Origin of the sequence: Streptomyces sp. NBC_01013 (assembly GCF_045162765.1) — a bacterium.
Classification (GTDB): domain Bacteria; phylum Actinomycetota; class Actinomycetes; order Streptomycetales; family Streptomycetaceae; genus Streptomyces.
In genome coordinates this window covers 8,054,780-8,071,103 of record NZ_CP108687.1, presented here as the reverse complement: position 1 = coordinate 8,071,103, position 16,324 = coordinate 8,054,780, and the positions used below count along the sequence as shown (strand labels likewise).

Annotated in this window: 20 protein-coding genes and 1 tRNA gene; 6 read left to right on the top strand and 15 right to left on the bottom strand. The window is 70.0% G+C overall.

Going from position 1 to position 16,324, the window contains the following annotated elements:
- Window positions 1–280 precede the first annotated feature (280 nt).
- Window positions 281–841, bottom strand: coding sequence for a winged helix-turn-helix domain-containing protein (locus OG538_RS34975; protein WP_406099636.1), 561 nt, complete (start codon window positions 839–841; stop codon window positions 281–283).
- Between the two features lie 95 nt (window positions 842–936).
- On the opposite strand from OG538_RS34975, the gene def reads away from it, so the two are divergent.
- Window positions 937–1,596, top strand: coding sequence for a peptide deformylase (def, locus tag OG538_RS34970; RefSeq protein WP_406099635.1), 660 nt, complete (start codon window positions 937–939; stop codon window positions 1,594–1,596).
- A gap of 279 nt (window positions 1,597–1,875) precedes the next feature.
- Here def and OG538_RS34965 read toward each other — a convergent pair whose 3' ends face one another.
- The 7 genes from OG538_RS34965 to OG538_RS34935 form a co-directional block, all read right to left on the bottom strand.
- Entirely contained in the window at window positions 1,876–3,072 is a 1,197-nt protein-coding gene (locus tag OG538_RS34965; protein WP_406099633.1) for an alpha/beta hydrolase family protein, read from the bottom strand.
- Window positions 3,073–3,209: 137 nt separating this feature from the next.
- Window positions 3,210–3,629, bottom strand: coding sequence for a hypothetical protein (locus OG538_RS34960; RefSeq protein WP_406099632.1), 420 nt, complete (start codon window positions 3,627–3,629; stop codon window positions 3,210–3,212).
- Window positions 3,630–3,900: 271 nt separating this feature from the next.
- Window positions 3,901–4,446 carry an MOSC domain-containing protein gene (locus tag OG538_RS34955; protein ID WP_406099631.1) on the bottom strand — a complete coding sequence of 182 codons (546 nt, stop codon included), beginning with the start codon at window positions 4,444–4,446 and terminating at the stop codon, window positions 3,901–3,903.
- Window positions 4,447–4,462: 16 nt separating this feature from the next.
- Window positions 4,463–4,789, bottom strand: a complete 327-nt coding sequence (locus OG538_RS34950; RefSeq protein ID WP_406099630.1) for an NIPSNAP family protein — start codon at window positions 4,787–4,789, stop codon at window positions 4,463–4,465.
- A 209-nt stretch (window positions 4,790–4,998) separates the two neighbouring features.
- Window positions 4,999–5,592: a hypothetical protein gene (locus OG538_RS34945; RefSeq protein WP_406099629.1), complete on the bottom strand. Its 594-nt coding sequence runs from the start codon at window positions 5,590–5,592 to the stop codon at window positions 4,999–5,001.
- Window positions 5,593–5,756: 164 nt separating this feature from the next.
- The gene (locus OG538_RS34940) at window positions 5,757–6,230 is read right to left on the bottom strand and encodes a carboxymuconolactone decarboxylase family protein (protein ID WP_406099628.1); all 474 of its coding nucleotides are present in this window, start codon (window positions 6,228–6,230) and stop codon (window positions 5,757–5,759) included.
- Window positions 6,231–6,468: 238 nt separating this feature from the next.
- Window positions 6,469–6,587 (bottom strand) — tRNA-Gln (locus tag OG538_RS34935).
- Between the two features lie 174 nt (window positions 6,588–6,761).
- Here OG538_RS34935 and OG538_RS34930 point away from each other — a divergent pair.
- A complete protein-coding gene (locus OG538_RS34930; RefSeq protein ID WP_406099627.1) occupies window positions 6,762–6,950 on the top strand; it encodes a DUF6381 family protein in 189 nt (62 codons plus the stop codon).
- A 145-nt stretch (window positions 6,951–7,095) separates the two neighbouring features.
- Here OG538_RS34930 and OG538_RS34925 read toward each other — a convergent pair whose 3' ends face one another.
- The 5 genes from OG538_RS34925 to OG538_RS34905 all read right to left on the bottom strand — a co-directional run bounded on the left by OG538_RS34925 (window position 7,096) and on the right by OG538_RS34905 (window position 10,607).
- Entirely contained in the window at window positions 7,096–7,494 is a 399-nt protein-coding gene (locus OG538_RS34925; protein WP_406099626.1) for a DUF6221 family protein, read from the bottom strand.
- Between the two features lie 186 nt (window positions 7,495–7,680).
- The gene (locus OG538_RS34920; RefSeq protein ID WP_406099625.1) at window positions 7,681–8,127 is read right to left on the bottom strand and encodes a nitroreductase family deazaflavin-dependent oxidoreductase; all 447 of its coding nucleotides are present in this window, start codon (window positions 8,125–8,127) and stop codon (window positions 7,681–7,683) included.
- A 415-nt stretch (window positions 8,128–8,542) separates the two neighbouring features.
- Window positions 8,543–9,058, bottom strand: a complete 516-nt coding sequence (locus tag OG538_RS34915) for a DinB family protein (protein WP_406099624.1) — start codon at window positions 9,056–9,058, stop codon at window positions 8,543–8,545.
- Between the two features lie 41 nt (window positions 9,059–9,099).
- Complete coding sequence (locus tag OG538_RS34910; RefSeq protein WP_406099623.1) at window positions 9,100–9,882, bottom strand: DUF4389 domain-containing protein; 783 nt, start codon at window positions 9,880–9,882, stop codon at window positions 9,100–9,102.
- Between the two features lie 155 nt (window positions 9,883–10,037).
- Window positions 10,038–10,607: a VanZ family protein gene (locus OG538_RS34905; protein WP_406099622.1), complete on the bottom strand. Its 570-nt coding sequence runs from the start codon at window positions 10,605–10,607 to the stop codon at window positions 10,038–10,040.
- A 234-nt stretch (window positions 10,608–10,841) separates the two neighbouring features.
- Here OG538_RS34905 and OG538_RS34900 point away from each other — a divergent pair, with 234 nt between their 5' ends.
- Both OG538_RS34900 and OG538_RS34895 read left to right on the top strand, forming a co-directional pair.
- The gene (locus tag OG538_RS34900) at window positions 10,842–12,368 is read left to right on the top strand and encodes an SDR family oxidoreductase (protein WP_406099621.1); all 1,527 of its coding nucleotides are present in this window, start codon (window positions 10,842–10,844) and stop codon (window positions 12,366–12,368) included.
- A 181-nt stretch (window positions 12,369–12,549) separates the two neighbouring features.
- Window positions 12,550–13,239 (top strand): YoaK family protein, encoded by a 690-nt coding sequence (locus OG538_RS34895; RefSeq protein WP_406099620.1) that lies wholly within the window; start codon window positions 12,550–12,552, stop codon window positions 13,237–13,239.
- Between the two features lie 191 nt (window positions 13,240–13,430).
- Here the strand turns inward: OG538_RS34895 and OG538_RS34890 are convergent, their stop codons facing one another.
- Together OG538_RS34890 and rpmG are read right to left on the bottom strand one after the other, a co-directional pair.
- Window positions 13,431–13,694, bottom strand: a complete 264-nt coding sequence (locus tag OG538_RS34890) for a type B 50S ribosomal protein L31 (RefSeq protein WP_406099619.1) — start codon at window positions 13,692–13,694, stop codon at window positions 13,431–13,433.
- A 65-nt stretch (window positions 13,695–13,759) separates the two neighbouring features.
- Complete coding sequence (gene rpmG, locus OG538_RS34885) at window positions 13,760–13,924, bottom strand: 50S ribosomal protein L33 (protein WP_326734205.1); 165 nt, start codon at window positions 13,922–13,924, stop codon at window positions 13,760–13,762.
- Between the two features lie 243 nt (window positions 13,925–14,167).
- On the opposite strand from rpmG, the gene OG538_RS34880 reads away from it, so the two are divergent.
- Both OG538_RS34880 and OG538_RS34875 read left to right on the top strand, forming a co-directional pair.
- Window positions 14,168–14,461, top strand: a complete 294-nt coding sequence (locus tag OG538_RS34880; RefSeq protein WP_406099618.1) for a hypothetical protein — start codon at window positions 14,168–14,170, stop codon at window positions 14,459–14,461.
- 339 nt (window positions 14,462–14,800) lie between these two features.
- Window positions 14,801–16,261 carry a PP2C family protein-serine/threonine phosphatase gene (locus OG538_RS34875; RefSeq protein ID WP_406099617.1) on the top strand — a complete coding sequence of 487 codons (1,461 nt, stop codon included), beginning with the start codon at window positions 14,801–14,803 and terminating at the stop codon, window positions 16,259–16,261.
- Window positions 16,262–16,324 lie beyond the last annotated feature (63 nt).

The following is a 16,324-nucleotide window of genomic DNA, read 5'->3' as shown; positions in this document are numbered from 1 at the left end:
GACACCTCGAACGCGCACCGGGGGACCTCGCGTGTCCGCGCGCCGGGATTTACGGTTCGGTGGTGTCGAGCAGGCCCTCAGGGCTGTCCCGCGGCGGCGACATCACCGCCCGCCCCCGCGGCGCAGGCTCTGGGGGTGCTTCGCCACCGCTCGCCCGGGGACGCCCGCTGACGCGGCGCACAGACCCCCGGCCTGATCGCCCGCTTGATCGACGAGCGTGCCGCCAGCGCAGTCCGGAAGGGGCCGTGGACGCCTGGGAGAGCCGCGCCCCGGTTGACACTCAAAGTGACGGGAACAACCGGCTGACCGCAACCACGGCCACCACGTCGGAGGGGTGCGCGGGGGTCTCCCGGTCGCGGTAGCAGGCCAGCAGGCGCCGGATCGCAGAGCCGAGTTCGGCCATCTCCGCCGGGGTGAGGTGGAGCACGGTGCTGAACGACTCGTCGTGGTGCCACTGACCCGGCTCCTGCTCACGACGAGCCGGCCGCTGCTGATGGCCGTCGTCCACCAACCCGCTTGCCAGGGAGGCAAATTCCTCCTGCGCTTCGGTGTCCGGACCGTCCGGCCCCTGGGTGGGCGTCCAGCGAAGCCGCCATGGCCGAGCGCGGCCACCGCTGTGCGGCACTTCTTCGATGAGGCCGTGCCGGGCCAGTTGCCGCAGGTGGAACGAGCACAGGCCTGAGCTGTGGCCGAGGCGGGCGGCGGCCTGGGTGGACGTCACCGTACCGGCCTCGGCGAGCAGGTCAAGGAGAGCCACGCGCACCGGATGATCGGGCAGGCGCGGGCGCGCGCGATCCAGCAGCGGTTGCACGCAGGGGACTTGGCGGTTCTCGTCGCTCATTTTGCAAAGGGTGCTACTTTGCAAAGCATTCGGTCAAGCTGTGCCACGGGGCGGCTCCGGCCGTCCGGGACATGCGCGGAAGGCGTTGATACTCCATGACGGGTCGGTTCGACAGCACTGCGCGGGACCGTCGGGTGCGCGTACTGGGAGAACCCGTGGATTCGTATCCGCGGATCGCACCGGAGGCGGCACGGGGTGCGGTGCGCCGCATCACCGTCGTCGGGGAGGAGATCCTGCGACGCCGGTGCCGGGAGGCCACCCGGTTCGGGACGCCGGAACTGTCGGGGCTCATCGACGACATGTTCGCCACGAACCAGGTGGCGGAGGGCGCGGGGCTTGCCGCCAACCAGGTGGACGTCGACCTGCAGCTGTTCGTGTGGGACATCACGGACGAGTGGGGGGTGCGCCATGTCGGGCATATCGCCAACCCGGTCCTGATGGAGGTTTCTGCCGGGGAGCGTCGCCTGATCGAGGAGTCCGAAGGGTGTCTGTCCGTCCCCGGCCCTTACCGGATGGTGCCCCGCCTCGACCGTGCCGTCGTACGAGGCGTCAACCGGAACGGTGAGCCGCTGGTCATCGAAGGGCGGGGGTACTTCGCGCGATGCCTTCAGCACGAGACCGATCACCTTCGCGGCCATCTGTATCTGGACCGGCTTGCCCAGCGGGAGCGAAAGGCGGCCCTGCGTGAGATGGCGGCATCCAAGGACGAGACATTCGCCCGACGGGCAGCCGTCGCCGAGAAGTTGGGAAAGTAGAGCGGCTGCGCGCAGAGTCGCCGGCTCACCAGTGCTACCCCTGCCGGTTCTCCGGCCGCACAGGTTCACCACGACAACCGCCCCGGCCGGCCCCACAGCGCAGAGCCTGGCCCTGCAGGCCCGGCCCGCGGTGACCCATCCCCGACGGCCGCCACCTCGACGTACAGGACGCCGACGCGCATAGCGGGGCCGCCCCGGCGAGAAGGGCATGCGCTGGGGGCGAGCGCCGGCAAGACCACGGCGTGAACAGCCGTCGAACACACGTGGTCGCCGCGTTTGTTATCGGGCGCCAGGCCGCGGCTGATGGAATGCGACCTCGGGATACGTGACCCCGGGGCCATCGAGGAGCGGCTGCGAAATGCCACGCAGGTGAAGGTCGAAGAAGGCTGACACATAGTCACGGGTTATGCGCCACCCGCGCTCTCCGGACAGCGGTACGGAAGGATCCGACAGCCCCAACTGCTCGCCCAGGTAGGGCAGGTCCGTGAAGGAGTAGTGTTCAGCGCCGTCCACGGTCAGCCAGCGTTTCCAGCCGTTCAGGTGCTTCCACGCCTCCGGCCAGTCGGTCGTCCGGCTGCTGGGGTCGTGGGTGGACTCGGCGCCGAGCATCATGAACGGGCGCCCGCCGAGCCTTGCCGCAGCAGGGTGCAGGAAGAAGTCGCCATCCAGGTCGGCCCCCGCCCGCACCCGTTGATCGGCGGCCATCGTTGCCGCCGCGGTCGCACCCCCGATCGAATGCCCGCCGATTCCGATCCGGCTCAGGTCAATCGCGCCGGCCAGCGCCCCGGCATGTCGGCCGGTGGTCAACTCGCTGATCACGTAGGACATGTCCCTGGCCCGGCCGCGCACGACGGCCGCCTGCTCACGCGACGTGTCGACCCGTTCGCAGGCCACACAGGTCAGCACCCGGCCCCCGGGAAAGGCGGTGCCGACAGACTCGTACGCGTGGTCGACGGCAGCGACGACGTAGCCGCGACTCGCGAGATCATCGGCGAGCGAGGTGAGTGTGGAGCGCGGCATCGAGAATCCCGGGGAGAGCAGCACCAGCGGGAACCGCCCCGGCGCCGGACGAACGCCCACGTGTGCATGCGTACGCGCGCCGGCAACCCTTTCGGGGGGCACGACACCGCCGAGTCCCCTCGCCTCCAGGAGGAGCCGCGCCTCCTCGTCGGTCATGTATGCCGCCGGCGACCCGCTCGCCGAACGTGCCGGGTAGGACACCGTCACCATCAGCTCGCGGGCTCCGGCGGTCGGCACCCAGGGATCGCTGCGGTTACGGTCGACCAGGTGCAGGGTGCGGCGGCCCACAGGGTACGGACCGGTGAGGGACGGCAGTTCCAACCCGCTGCCGTACGGGACTCGGGGCGCAACCTGCGCCGCGTCGACGGAGACGGCCGGTGCGGCGCCCAACAGCGGCGCAGACAGGGTCAGGGTGAGCAGAGTGGCCAGGGTGACCCTGCGGTGTCTGGGGATCATGCAGTCGAAGCTATGCGCTGTTGGTTCACAACACGTCCGCCCCCAGGGCTACTTGACCGTACCTCTGTCGGCGGATGCTGTCAGACCCCGGTATCACGCAGAAGACGGCGGGCGCCCTGAGACACCGGACCGACCTCTCAGAATCCCGGGGCAGGGATGAAGCTCGGCCACCAATGGGGCACGCCGCTGGGGCACGGAGGCGTGGCGGCGCCCTCCCAGAAGATGGAGACGACGCACCAGACAACACCGAGGAGCGTCACCGCGAGGGCAAGGGCATGGAGAAGGGGGCGGTTCCCAAGAAGGGCGCCCACCGCAACCCAGACCAGCAGCAGGACCGCCCAGAGGCCCGGGATGAACAGCCACAGCAGGAAGCCGCTGTTGGCCGCGTTGTTCACCCCGACGTCACAGGCGTTCCACGACCTGCCCAGGAGCATGGCGGCAGAGACCGTGAGAGCCAGCCCGACCGCCGTCCCGAGACCTCCGTACAGCCGTCGGCCCCCCATGGGCCCCCGTTCAATGTCCGCCGCGGGAAGCACCGGATCCGCATCGTTCGCCACTGCCGCCTCCACCCATTCCGTCAGCACTGGTCAACAGGGGTCGGGCGCCCCTTGATCCCAGTAATCACATGATCAGCCGGACAGCCCCCAAGGGCCGGCCCGCAACTCCTGGCGGGCGCGCGACGACAGCTACGGCACCTCGCCGCGTTGCCGAAACGCCCGAATGCGCCCAGTACGGGGGTACCTGTCCGACTTGCGATGCACCGCCGCTGACCCCGCGCACTGATCCACCAACACCTCAGCCCGCAACACCCCACCCGTACAACACGCTTCAGACGCGCTCAAGAGGACGGCGCGGCCCGTCGGGGAGTCCCACGCCGATCACGTCGCCGGGCCGCACCCGCCCCCCTCGCCGGACCACGCCCATGATCCCGGCCTTGAAGGTGAAGTCCCCTGTCGCGACATCGATCTCGAACATCTCGTTCAGCAGACCCGCCCGGAAGGTGTTGATCTTCGCGCACGGGTTGCGCAGTCCGGTGACCTCCACGATCGCGTCCCCCCCGAGGTGCAGCAGCGACCCCGTGGGGAGGCCGAGCAGGTCGATCCCCCGGGTCGAGACGTTCTCGCCGAGTTCGCCCGGGGCGACGGCGTACCCCTTTCCCGCGAGTTCGTCGAAGAGCTCCTCGTGCATGAGGTGCACCTGGCGCAGGTTGCGCAGCTCCGGTTCGTACGTCATGCGGAACTGGTGCCTGATGGTCGGCCCGGCGTGGACGTCGTCCTCGACGCCCAGGCCGGCGAGCAGCGTGATGACCGCCCGGTTCGGCTTGCTGAAGGAGTACGTCCCGTTGCTGCTCACAGCGGTCACGCGTGCCGTCATGATGCCCGCTTCTCCCTTACTCGGGGGCCTCTGTCGTCTCGGCGTCGAGGGGGCGCAGGAAGCGGCGTTCGTACCGCCGGATACATCCCGTGCGGCGCGCCAGCTCGATGGCGGCCTGGCACTCGGGGTCGGTGGCGCTGTCGGCCCGGTACCGCTCGTACTCCGCGAAGCCGGGGAACGAGAAGAGCGCGTAGGCGATGTCGCTGTCACCTTCGCTGGGCAGGAAGTATCCGTGGTGGGTGCCGCCGAACCGGTTGACGAGGACGACCCATCGTCGGCCGTACTCCTCGAAGTCCTCGATGCGGTCGGGGTCGATCTCGTACTTCAGATGAATGGTGATCACTGACCACATGATGCCGCAGAGGGCAGGCGCACCTTCCGGGCGGGCTCGCTCCGCCCTGCGACGCGGTCGTGCAGGTGCCGCGGGGGCCGCGTCCGTCTTGCGTGATCCCCTCTCGGACACGGCGGAACGCACGTACCCGTGCTCGCGGGTACGTACACTCCGTCCATGCTCGGATCCCGCGCGCGGACCGCGGATCATCCGGCCGGTCGTCAGCTCTTGACCGGCCATTCCAGCGGCTCGGCGTAGAAGCCCTGGCTCAGCTGGACCGCGGTGGCCTTCTGGCCCTCCGGGATCAGGAAGGCTTTGCAGATCTTCTCCGACTGTCCCGCGTTCAGTTCCTTGCCCGTGTCGGGTGCCGGGCAATCGGGCCACTTGGCCTCGCCCATGATGACGATGAGGGCCTTCGTGCGTTGGCCCTTGTCGGTCTTCACGATCAGGTCGCCGTCCATGTCGCCGACCTCCATGGCCTTGCCGCTCTTGTGCGTGACGGTCGCCCACACGTATACGGGGATCTTGGGACTCTCGTCCTTGTCCTTGTCCAGGCCGGAGTTGTCCATGTCGGCCCTCGTCCCCGTCTCCACCTTCGTGGGCGTGACCGTGTACGTGCTGTCCTTCGTCTTCTGCATGGTGCTCTTCTGCGGCGGGCTGGCCTCGCCCAGGCTGTAGACCCTCTTGTCGTCCGAGGAGCTGGAGCCGGACCCCTTCCTGCCCTTGCCCGAATCCGTACCATTGCAGCCGCTCAGCACCACGGCCAGTACCAGCGCGCCCATCGCCGCCGGCACGGCGCGAGTCCACGTACGCATAACTTCCTCGTTCCCCGTTCAACATGCTCGTGCGCCCGGCCCCGGGAGTCGTGACTCCCGGGGCCGGGCTGTGCGTTCAGGCGCACGATCTTGCCAGAGGGGGGGCGGGGCCGTTCCAGGGGGCTGTGGCCGACGGCCCACCACCCGGAGCCCCGCCGTCCCGGCTATCCGAACTGGCCGGGCTGGTAGTCGCCGGCGGGCTGCTGGACGATGACGTTCACCCGGTTGTAGGCGTTGATGAGGGCGATGAGCATCACCAGGGCGGCAAGCTGGTCCTCGTCGTAGTGCTTGGCCGCGTTCGCCCAGGCCTCGTCCGTGACACCGCCGGCCGCGTCCGCGATGCGGGTGCCCTGCTCCGCGAGCTCCAGCGCGGCCCGCTCGGCGTCCGTGAACACCGTCGCCTCCCGCCAGGCGGCTACCAGATGGAGTCGGATCGCGGTCTCCCCGGCGTGCGTGGCGTCCTTGGTGTGCATGTCGGTGCAGAAGCCACAACCGTTGATCTGACTCGCCCGGAGCTTCACCAGCTCCTGGGTGGCGGCCGGCAGGGTCGAGCCCACGACCACCTTGTCCGCCGAGTTGATGTACCTGAGGAATTTGCCCCCGGCCGGGTTGCCGAACAGGTTCAAGCGAGCATCCATGGTGCGCTCCTGTGCCGTCGTCGATGAATACCACTCTCTGACGGAGCAGATCGGCACGCTGTGACGAGAACTGAAGTGCCGACGCGGCTACGACAGTGCGTCGGCCGCGATCGATCGCACGTGCCGGAGGCGGGGCGGCCGCGGCAAGACGTCGCGCGCCCGGGTGCCGCACGGGCCTGTCCGGCCTCGCCGCAGGCCGTGCCCCCGTCCGGGTCCCGGTGTGCGCCGGGGACGGTTGCGAGACCGACGGGATTCGAACCCGCGGACAGGCAGGGGCAGGGCCGCCCGCATCCCGTCAGTCGTCGGGAGGGGGACCTCCCCCCCGGCGATCGCAATGGGCCGCTCTGCCACGGCCTCGCAACCTACGGGATCGCGCGCTCCCGACGCGCTGAGCATAGGCAGTCGCGGGGCACGGACACGAACGGTTAGAGCACCGCGTTCCGTAGCCGCGGGTGACCGTTCGAGATGCAGGTGCGCGGGCACGCTGATTCGCTGGTGTGGTCGGCTCTCCCCCGAGACCCAGGAGTGATCATGAGTGTTGCGGACGAAACCGGCGGCCGCGCCGAGCGTATTCGCGCCAAGGCACAGGAGATGAAGGAAGCAGCCGAGCGTGTGTCCGATCCGCAGGAACGCCGGCGCCTGGAGGACAAGGCGCGCCGGCTCCAGGAACGGAGCGAGCAGGTGTCCACCAAGGGCGACGGCGGCACGAACCCCCTCTGACCGCCCGCGACTGCCGCCGGCCGGTGGCCCCTCGATGCGGTGCGAGGGGCGGCCGTCCCGAGGCCGACGTGACCGGTGCCGAAGGGGCCGGCCCGGCGCTCCCCCATTCCTGGGTGACCGGCCCTGCCTCACGCGGCAGGGCCGACTACTGCGTGAACCTGGGCAGCCACTTCACCTGGTACCCCGGGTGCCCGGCGTACTCCGCGGCCAGCTGCCGGACCACGAATCCCAGGCCGAAGGCCCGGCCTGAGGAAAAGTCCCGCTGGGGGCGGTCGACGTCGAGGCCGGCGACCTCCGCGTACTCGTCCAGCAGCACTCTGCTGGTCTCGATGCGCTGGAGGGTTCGCGCGGGATCCTGAAAGGCGATGTGGTGGTCGTAGGCGTGCGTCCTCAGGGCGAACGCGATGGCACCGGTCCGGTCGTGGATCTCGCCCGGTACTTCGGCCGGGCACCGCCACCCCTCGCCGCCGGCCGCGCGTGCGACCCCTTCTTCCTCGTCCAGTCGCGCCCGGACGAACGCGACCAGCTCGGAGTTGTCTGTCATCTGGTTGTGCATCCTTCCGCTCGGCCCCACGCCTCAGGAGCCGTGCTGGAGAATATCCCGCCGTGCTGTCCGCCCATGTCCGCAACGACCGGCCGTCGGGCGTGGTTTCCGATTCCGCACAGCCAGACGGGCCGGCACGCGCCCGCACCGGGGCGCCTGCGGCCCGTCCGCACGTTTCCGTGTCGTTCAGTGGCCGCCCTCCACGGGCTCCAGGACGAGGACAGGGATCTGCCGGTCGGTCTTCTCCTGGTAGTCGGCGTAGTCGGGATACGCCTCGACGGCGCGCTCCCACCAGAGCGCCTTCTCGTCCCCGGTCACCTCACGGGCGGTCATGTCCTGACGCACCGGGCCGTCCTGCAGTTCGGCGCGCGGGTCGGCGGTGAGGTTGTGGTACCAGACGGGGTGCTTCGGGGCCCCGCCCAAGGAGGCGACCACCGCATACGAACCGTTGTGCTCGACCCGCATCAGGGGCGTCTTGCGGATCTTCCCGCTCTTGGCGCCCAGCGTCGTCAGGACGATCACCGGCATGTCCCGCATGGTCGTCCCCTCCGTCCCGCCCGACTTCTCGTACTGTTCGACCTGGTCGCGAACCCAAGGGGTGGGGCTCGGCTCGTACTCACCCTGGAGCGGCATGGCAGCTGTCCCGTCGTCGACGTCCGTCCGCGGCGTCCTGTCGGCCGCGGACCCTCATCATTGCTTCAACAGCGCCGGACGACAGAAAATCCCGGTCCGGCCGACGTGTCGAGCGGTGTTCCGGAGTGTCGCCCAGCTCGGCGGAGGTCGTCAGGCGTGCCCTCTGCATGGCACCTGGCCACGTGCCGTTCGAACCGGTCGGCGGCGAATGCTGTCGGGTCGGGTTCCAGCCGCACCCACAGGTCGGCCATGAGGTGCTCCTCCGTCCCCCGCACGTCAGATGGGCCGTGTACCGGCGACGCCGTGGGATTCCCACCCTGAGCAGGGCGGGGACCCCCACGGCGTACGCAGGTCGACCGACCGTTCCGCACGGCTGCGTGCGCGCGGAGACCACGTTCGCGTTCGTGGTTGTCACTCAGTCCCCGGTGACACCGTCCAGCCGCTCGCGCAGCAGATCGGCGTGGCCGATGTGGCGCGCGTACTCGCCGATCATGTGGACGTGCACGAGACGCAGCGAGAAGACCTCGCCGTTGTGGACGAACGTGTCGTCGAGCGACGCCCCGGCGACGATCTCGTCCGCCAGGCGGCATTCCTCGACCAGCCGGGCGTACTCCTCGGCGGCGCGCGCCGGATCGAGGTCCTCGAAGTCGGCGTCCTTGCCCTTCTGCGGGTCGTACATCGGCTTGAGGTCCTGACCGGCGAACCGCTGGCGGAACCACGTGCGTTCGACCTTGGCCATGTGACGGAGGAGGCCGAGCAGCGAGAGGTTCGACGGCGGCGTGGTCCGCTCGGCGAGTTGCTCGCCCGTCAGGCCGGCGCATTTGCGCAGGAGGGTGGCGCGGAACCATCCCAGGTACCCGGTGAGCATCTCCCGCTCTGCTGCTACGAGCGAACCATCGGTACGGGTGGCTTCAGGTGCTGTCCATGTCATCGGACGATCATGCCGGTCGAGCGGTGGTTCGCACGAGCCCTTTACGCCCGCATCCAGTAATCGGTGTCGTCGGACGACGAGCGGGTCACGGACGTCGTGATGCTGCCGACGAGTCCCAGGACGAGGAAGAGGACCAGCAGCGCCTTGCCCGCAGTGCTCATGACCAGGGGTCTGGTGGCGGAACGCCCCTGCTGTTCCGGTACGGACAGGGCGTCCTCGCCGAAGAGGCCCTTGGGGTAGGCGGGGCTGAGCATCGTCACGTACGCGGACACGCGCATCTCGTAGCGGAGAGTGGCCGCCGTGGCTTCGAAGAGCGGGCGGGGCATGCGTCCGAGGACCAGCGTGATGAGCCACCACACGATCGCCAGGGCCCACCACCCGGACGTGGCGAGGCTCTGCACGATGGCGGCGGGAATCACCAGGATCAGCCGGAAGAACACGGCCAGCCGGTTCAGCCGCGTCGGCCGGACGTCGATCCGCACCGGATACTCCGGCGGCTGGGTCAGCGTGAACGGCGGATAGCTGTCGACGAGGAGCATGACGCTCGCGGCGACCCTCGTGCGGTAGGCGAGGGTCGCCGTGAGGAAACGGAAGACGGGTTCGGGCAGCCGCCCCAGGACGAGGGCGGCGAACCAGCCGAACACGACGGTGAAGAAGGCCGCGATCTCCAGGAAGAACAGCACGATGAAGTGCGGGATCAACAGCAGGAGGCGGAAAAGGACGGTGAGCCGGCGCTGCCGGGCCGGCTCGACGATGTCCAGCACCGGCAGGAACTCGTAGGCGTCGCCCGCCCTGCGCCCTGGACTCCACTGCGCGTCGGCCATGTCGCTCCTCTTCGGCGGGTGATCCGTACGCCCGCTGGACACTGCGGCGTCACCTCACGCTGCGACCGGACGGGGCGCCCCGCAATAGGCCACGGGCCGATCGGGTGCCCGGCCCCGGGTGGGGCGGTCTCGCCGCCCTCGGGCCCGGAGCCCGTTCATCCCCTGCGGACGCGCTTGCGGGTGAAGCCCGCCCGCACCCCTTGCCGCACCCGCGTCCACGCCGCGGTCGCCCTTCCGGCTCGCCCTGCGGTCCGCGGCCGGACGGGCTTGGGCTGCCGGGCCGGGGCCGGCTGGTCGGCGCGCTGCGGTCCGGCGGCGAGCACGTGGTAGCGGTGGCTCAGGCGCCGCCCCAGCAGCAGATAACCGAGCAGTGCGCCCGTCGTGTTGAGGATGACGTCGTCGATGTCGAAGGCGCGGCCCGGGACCAGCGCCCCCTGCACCAGTTCGACCACGATGATGACCAGGACGGTCAGCAGGACCATGCGGATCATGCGCAGCCGCCGGGGCACGAGGACGGGCAGCAACACGCCGAACGGCATCCCCAGCACCAGATTGCCGCCGGCCTGTTTGCAGGCGGCGAGGAAGGTGTAGTCCTCGGCGTACTGCCGGAGCGATCGGCCCGGGCGCAGGTTCGACGTGACGAGGTCCTCGGAGGCCGGCGACGGTGTGAGCGTCACCTTCGCCAGCACGACGGAGAACCCGACCATGGCCAGGAAGGCCGTCACCAGAATGATGACCCGCAGCAGAACACGACCCCATGCTCTATGACGTGTCCCGGTGCGCACAGTTGTTTCTGGCTCTGCATTCATGGGCGACAGATGCCCCCGACCGGTCGTACCACACCTGGCGACCCGCGGGGGCGTGGTGCGTCTCGGCCGGACGCGGGCCAGACTGGTCGGAGCGGCCGGGTGGGCGATCGGCCCGGCGCACACGGCAGGACGAACCGATGCGGAGATCTCATGACGAGCGACCGCGGTAATCAGCCTCGCTGTCTGGTCACCGGCGCCACTGGCTACATCGGGGGGCGGTTGGTCCCCGAACTGCTGGCGGCGGGGTACCGGGTGCGATGCCTGGCCCGCAGCCCGGAGAGACTGCGGGACTACCCGTGGGCCGACGAGGTGGAGATCGTCCGTGGCGACGTCACCGACGCGCGGACGCTGGCCCCGGCGATGCAGGACGTCGACGTGGCCTACTACCTGGTGCACGCCCTGACGTCCGGTGGTGGCTTCGAGGAGACGGACCGCAGGGCGGCCACCGTCTTCGGCGAGGAGGCACGTGCCGCGAACGTCGGCCGCATCGTCTACCTCGGCGGCCTCACGCCTTCCGGCGTACCCGAACAGGAACTGTCGCCGCACCTTCGGTCGCGGGCCGAGGTCGGCAGGATCCTGCTGGATTCCGGGGTCCCGACCACCGCGCTGCGGGCGGCAGTGATCATCGGTTCCGGATCGGCCTCCTTCGAGATGCTGCGGTATCTCACGGAGCGGCTGCCCGTCATGGTGACGCCGAGCTGGGTGTCCACGAGGATCCAGCCGATCGCGGTGCGGGACGTGCTGCGCTATCTGGTGGGCAGCGCCCGGATGCAGCGCGAGGTCAACCGCACCTTCGACATCGGTGGGCCGGACGTCGTCACCTATCGGGACATGATGCAGCGGTACGCGGAGATCGCCAGTCTTCCGCATCGGCTGATCCTGCCCGTGCCGATGCTCACCCCCCGGCTGTCCAGCCACTGGATCGGACTGGTGACACCCGTTCCGCGCTCGATCGCCCGCCCGCTCGCCGAGTCCCTTCGCTACGAGGTCGTGTGCCGCGAGCACGACATCGCGCAGTTCGTCCCCGACGGCCCCGAGCAGCCGTTCAGTCTCGACAAGGCGCTGCGACTGGCCCTCCAACGCGTCCGGGAGGCCCGGGTCACCACTCGCTGGTCGTCCGCGTCGGTGCCCGGCGTGCCCAGCGACCCGCTGCCCACGGACCCCGACTGGGCCGGCGGCAGTCTGTACACGGATGTGCGCCGGCGCGACGTCGACGCGTCCCCGGAGGCTCTTTGGCGGGTCGTCGAGGGGATCGGCGGCGTCCACGGCTGGTATTCGTTCTCGCTCGCCTGGGCGGTGCGCGGGGGGCTGGACCGGCTGGTGGGCGGGGTGGGTCTACGACGGGGGCGGCGGGACACCGACCGGCTGCGAGTGGGCGATTCGCTGGACTTCTGGCGGGTGGAGGAGATCGAGCCGGGCCGCCTCCTGCGGTTGCGCGCCGAGATGCGGCTGCCGGGCCTGGCCTGGCTGGAGATGCACGTGGAGCCCGACGGCCGCGGCCACTCGCGCTACCGGCAGCGGGCGCTGTTCCATCCGCGCGGATTGCTCGGTCACGCGTACTGGTGGAGTGTGTGGCCCTTCCATTCGGTCGTGTTCGGCGGGATGGCCCGCAACATCGCCCGGACGGCAGCGGCGGTAGGGCCGCCCGACCCGGCGGGAGCCCCGGTGTCGAGCTGACAGGTGCCCGTGGACGGTCCGGGGGCGGCGAAGGTCCGACTCGCTTCGGGCGGGCGCGAAGCCCGGCGGGCGCGACACCCGGCGTGACAGCCGTGCGAGGTGAGGAGGACCTGGCGGCGTCCGCCGCGCCGAGCCGCGGCGAACGCCGCTCCACCGGCCGGCGTGCGGCGAAGATGCTGATGTGCCGACTCCCGCCGCACCCACCCGACCGGGCGGCCGCGAAAGCGCGGACGGTCCTCGTGCCCATGCGGCGCTGCTGCTGCTGTCGGCCGCCTCCGGGGCGGCGGACGCCTTCGTCTTCATCTGTGTCGGCCAGGTCTTCGCCGGTGTGATGACGGGCAATCTGGTGCTGCTGGGCGCCGCGGCCGCGGGGGCCGGAGAGGAGGGGGTCGCGCTGCGTGTGGTCATCGCGCTGGTCGCGTACGCATGCGGGGTGGCCTGGGGCGCTGTGACAGGGGAACGGGTGTGGCGGCGGCTGCCCGTCATGCTGCTGGTCGAGACGGTGCTGCTCGCCGCGGGCGCCCTGCTGTGGGGGTGGGGTCTGATCACGTCGGACATGGACCGGCTGGGGCTGCTGGTGGCCATGGGGCTCGCCATGGGCATCCAGGGTCGCCTCCGGGCCACTCCCACGAACTACTTCACCGGAACGCTGACGTCTCTCGTCGGACGGCTGGCTCTCGGGTCCCGGGGGCGCGGTGACGGTTGGGTGGCCGGCCGGCTGCTCTCCGTCGTGGCGGGGGCGGCACTGGCCGCGCTGTCGGTGCGCCTGTGGCCCGAGTCGGGTGGCGTGGCGGCTGCTGCTCTCGCAACCGCCGCCCTTGTCGTCGAAGCCGCCGGAGGCCGGGCCGTCGCGGCTCCCGCCCGGACGTAGCGCGGGCTGCTGGGCCCTGACAAGGGGGAGCCCCGGCCGGATCGGGGGAATCCAGCCGGGGCGGCTCTGGTGTGGGCGCTCAGCGCGTCATCCACATATAGGTGAACGATAAATCATCCGGTCGTGTTCCCGGGAATCCGCACCCTGGACTGTGATCCAGGGCACGGACGGCCGGGCCTGGGACCTCGGCATCATCCGCCGACGGCGGGCGCCCGGGTGCCGTAGCGGCGGTTGAACTGTTCGATCCGGCCCGCCGTGTCCAGCACCTGCCGGGTGCCGGTGTAGAACGGGTGGCTCGCCGACGAGGTCTCCACGTCGATGACGGGATAGCTCCGGCCGTCCTCCCACGTCACCCGCTGATCGGAATCCGCGGTGGAACGGGTGAGGAAGGCCGCCCCTGCGGCGCGGTCGCGGAAGACCACCGGACGGGAGACGGGGTGGATTCGGGAGTTCATGGACATTCCTTCCCTGTACTAGGACGTACGGACTACTCGCGCCGGCACTCGGCGTCGGGCCGCGGTCAGCGCTCCTCGCGGAACAGAACGTGCTGACCGGCAGCAGGGTCGTACTTGCGCAGGACCAAGCGGTCGGGATTGTTGCGACGGCTCTTGCGCGTCACATAGCTCTGACCGGTTCCGGCGGTCGAGCGGAGGGTGACGACGGGACGGGCTTCACTGCGGGCCATGGGCACCTCCGGACTCCTGTACCGACCCCGAACCTTGATGGGAACGGGATTCGTTTTCGTTCTGGTCGTGTAACGCGGGCTCTCCCGGAAGCATTCCCGACCCGCCCGACACCCCCCATTCCCGACCCGCCCGACACCCCCCATCAGGCATCCGAGCACTCTTCGACGGCCGTCACGTGGGGCCCTGACGCTCGTTGATCACTGCGCCCTACATCGCAGTCGACTCCCTGAGGAACGTGAACCATGCGCCTGAAGAACACCCTGTCCACTCTCGCGGCCACCGCGATGATCGCCGCGTGCACGATGATCGCGGCGGGCCCGGCGGCCGCCGCCGGGGACACCGCACCCGCCTGCGTGGCACGCGAGGTCATCAAGCAGAACAAGACCGCCTGGACGACCAACAACTGCGGCCGGAACATGCACATCCAGCTGGTGATCAACAACGGTCCCGACAGGAGTTGCTGGACCACCACCCCCGGCGAGACGCTCGAATGGAAGTGGAAGATGGGCTCGTACGGCCGCATCGCCCTCTGCTGACCGCATGGAAGGCCATCACCACGGGGCCCCCGCCCACGGCGGGGGCCCCGGCCACGGCGGGGGCCCCGGCCCGCATATGCCCGGACGCCAGTTCGCGACCCCCGCGCGAAGCGCTCGGCCGGGCGCCCGCCAGACGCCGGGCACCGGATGACTTGCATCAACACCCCTGGCCAGAAAGGGCGTTCGATAAATCAGGTTTGCGGCCAGCCGCTGGCATATGCCGGATGCAAGAACGCGTCGAGTGTTGCCAAACCCCTTACGGGGGCCTGCGGCCTGTGCAACAGTCGTATTCGGTCCACCCTCAGACCTGGTTGTACCGCGCCTGTATCGGAGTACGACATGCCGCCCCACCCCTCCGCGGACCGCCCCGCCCCCCGGCCGCCCGAGCGCGATGCCGTCGACGCGTTGATCAACCGGACGCAGCGACTGCGTGGCGATGTGGACGCGGTGCGGCGCGAGACCGTCCTCATCGACGAGGACGATCCCCGGCTGCGCTGGCAGCGTGCACTGTGCGACCTCGCGGTCCATCAGCTCGACGACCTGGGCGCGCATCTGGGACAGCTCAAGGAGGGGCTGCCGTCGGAGGCCGCGGAGCAGATCGCGGCCGAGGCCGCGCAGCCGGCAGACCGGGAGACGCTCGTCGGCGAGCCTCCGGGTTCGCTCATCGGCCGGGTTGGCAGCGCCGAATGGAATCTCCTGACCGACGAGGTGACCTGGTCCGACGAGCTGCTCCAGATCTTCGGCCGCACGCCGGAGGCAGGACCGCTTTCGCTGGACGACCTGCCTTCCGTGCTCCTGCCCGAGGACCAGCCGCTGCTCACGGCGCTGGTGACGGACTGTCTGGTCGACGGCAAGCCGATAGACGGCGAGTTCCGCATCCTGCGCGCCGATGGGCGCATGCGCACCTTGCACATGATGGGCGAGCCCGTCCTCGACGCGGACGGCTGTACCGCTTCCATGTGGGCGGTCCTGCGCGATGTCAGTGCATTGCGCCGCAGCCAGCAGGTGGTACACCGAACCCAGGACTCGCTACGCCGCCATCAGCACATCGCCAGGACTGAGCGCCGGATGGCCGTAGAACTGCAGGAGGCCGTACTTCCCCCGTGGCGGGGGTCGCTGAGCCTCCCGGACCAGGGGCCGGGCTCGCTGGACATCGCGGCCCACTATCTGCCCTCTGATTCGAGCGCCCTGATCGGCGGCGGCTGGTACGACGCGATGGAACTGCCGGACGGCCGTACGCTGCTCACGGTCGGCGATCTGACGGGCCACGGTATCCAGGCGACCTCCGCCATGGCGATGATCCTGGGTGCGCTGCGCGGGATGGCGGTGGCCGGGATCGAGCCCGGAGCGCTGATGGGACACCTCAACCAGTTACTGGAGACGTCGATCCAGCCCGCCCTGGGCAGTGCGGTGTGCTGCCGGTTCGACCCCGCCACCCGCAGACTGGACTGGGCCCAGGCCGGACACCCGGCCCCACTGCTTTTCCGCAACGGAGTCGGGCGCCCGGTCCCCCCGCCGGACGGGGTGCTCCTGGGAGCGGCCTCCGGGGTCGCCTACGAGCAGGACGAAGTACACCTACTGCCCGGCGATGTGCTGGTTCTGCACACCGACGGGCTCGCCCGCGGCACGGGCAACGCGCACTGCGGTCTCCGCCCGGGCACGGAATCTCTGCTCGCACTCGCGCCCCGCTTTGCCGAAGCCCGTACGGCACAGGAATGCGTGCGGACCGTCGTCGAGGAGTTCGGTGGCACCGAGCGACTGGACGACGCGTGTGTACTGATCGCCCGCATCGGGGCATAGCCGAACAGGTGCCGGGGAACGGCGATTCTTCTTCCCGGCGCCTCTTGAATTCATGGCGCCCCT

Bases quoted from the DNA above. Each gene is read 5' to 3' on its own strand.
- OG538_RS34930 (WP_406099627.1), top strand. From the start codon at position 6,762: ATGAGTGTTGCGGACGAAACCGGCGGCCGCGCCGAGCGTATTCGCGCC.
- OG538_RS34875 (WP_406099617.1), top strand. From the start codon at position 14,801: ATGCCGCCCCACCCCTCCGCGGACCGCCCCGCCCCCCGGCCGCCCGAG.
- OG538_RS34890 (WP_406099619.1), bottom strand. From the start codon at position 13,694: ATGAACTCCCGAATCCACCCCGTCTCCCGTCCGGTGGTCTTCCGCGAC.
- OG538_RS34910 (WP_406099623.1), bottom strand. From the start codon at position 9,882: ATGGCCGACGCGCAGTGGAGTCCAGGGCGCAGGGCGGGCGACGCCTAC.
- rpmG (WP_326734205.1), bottom strand. From the start codon at position 13,924: ATGGCCCGCAGTGAAGCCCGTCCCGTCGTCACCCTCCGCTCGACCGCC.
- OG538_RS34965 (WP_406099633.1), bottom strand. From the start codon at position 3,072: ATGATCCCCAGACACCGCAGGGTCACCCTGGCCACTCTGCTCACCCTG.
- OG538_RS34915 (WP_406099624.1), bottom strand. From the start codon at position 9,058: ATGACATGGACAGCACCTGAAGCCACCCGTACCGATGGTTCGCTCGTA.
- OG538_RS34920 (WP_406099625.1), bottom strand. From the start codon at position 8,127: ATGCCGCTCCAGGGTGAGTACGAGCCGAGCCCCACCCCTTGGGTTCGC.
- OG538_RS34900 (WP_406099621.1), top strand. From the start codon at position 10,842: ATGACGAGCGACCGCGGTAATCAGCCTCGCTGTCTGGTCACCGGCGCC.
- OG538_RS34975 (WP_406099636.1), bottom strand. From the start codon at position 841: ATGAGCGACGAGAACCGCCAAGTCCCCTGCGTGCAACCGCTGCTGGAT.
- OG538_RS34925 (WP_406099626.1), bottom strand. From the start codon at position 7,494: ATGACAGACAACTCCGAGCTGGTCGCGTTCGTCCGGGCGCGACTGGAC.
- OG538_RS34945 (WP_406099629.1), bottom strand. From the start codon at position 5,592: ATGCGTACGTGGACTCGCGCCGTGCCGGCGGCGATGGGCGCGCTGGTA.
- OG538_RS34955 (WP_406099631.1), bottom strand. From the start codon at position 4,446: ATGACGGCACGCGTGACCGCTGTGAGCAGCAACGGGACGTACTCCTTC.
- OG538_RS34940 (WP_406099628.1), bottom strand. From the start codon at position 6,230: ATGGATGCTCGCTTGAACCTGTTCGGCAACCCGGCCGGGGGCAAATTC.
- OG538_RS34880 (WP_406099618.1), top strand. From the start codon at position 14,168: ATGCGCCTGAAGAACACCCTGTCCACTCTCGCGGCCACCGCGATGATC.
- def (WP_406099635.1), top strand. From the start codon at position 937: ATGACGGGTCGGTTCGACAGCACTGCGCGGGACCGTCGGGTGCGCGTA.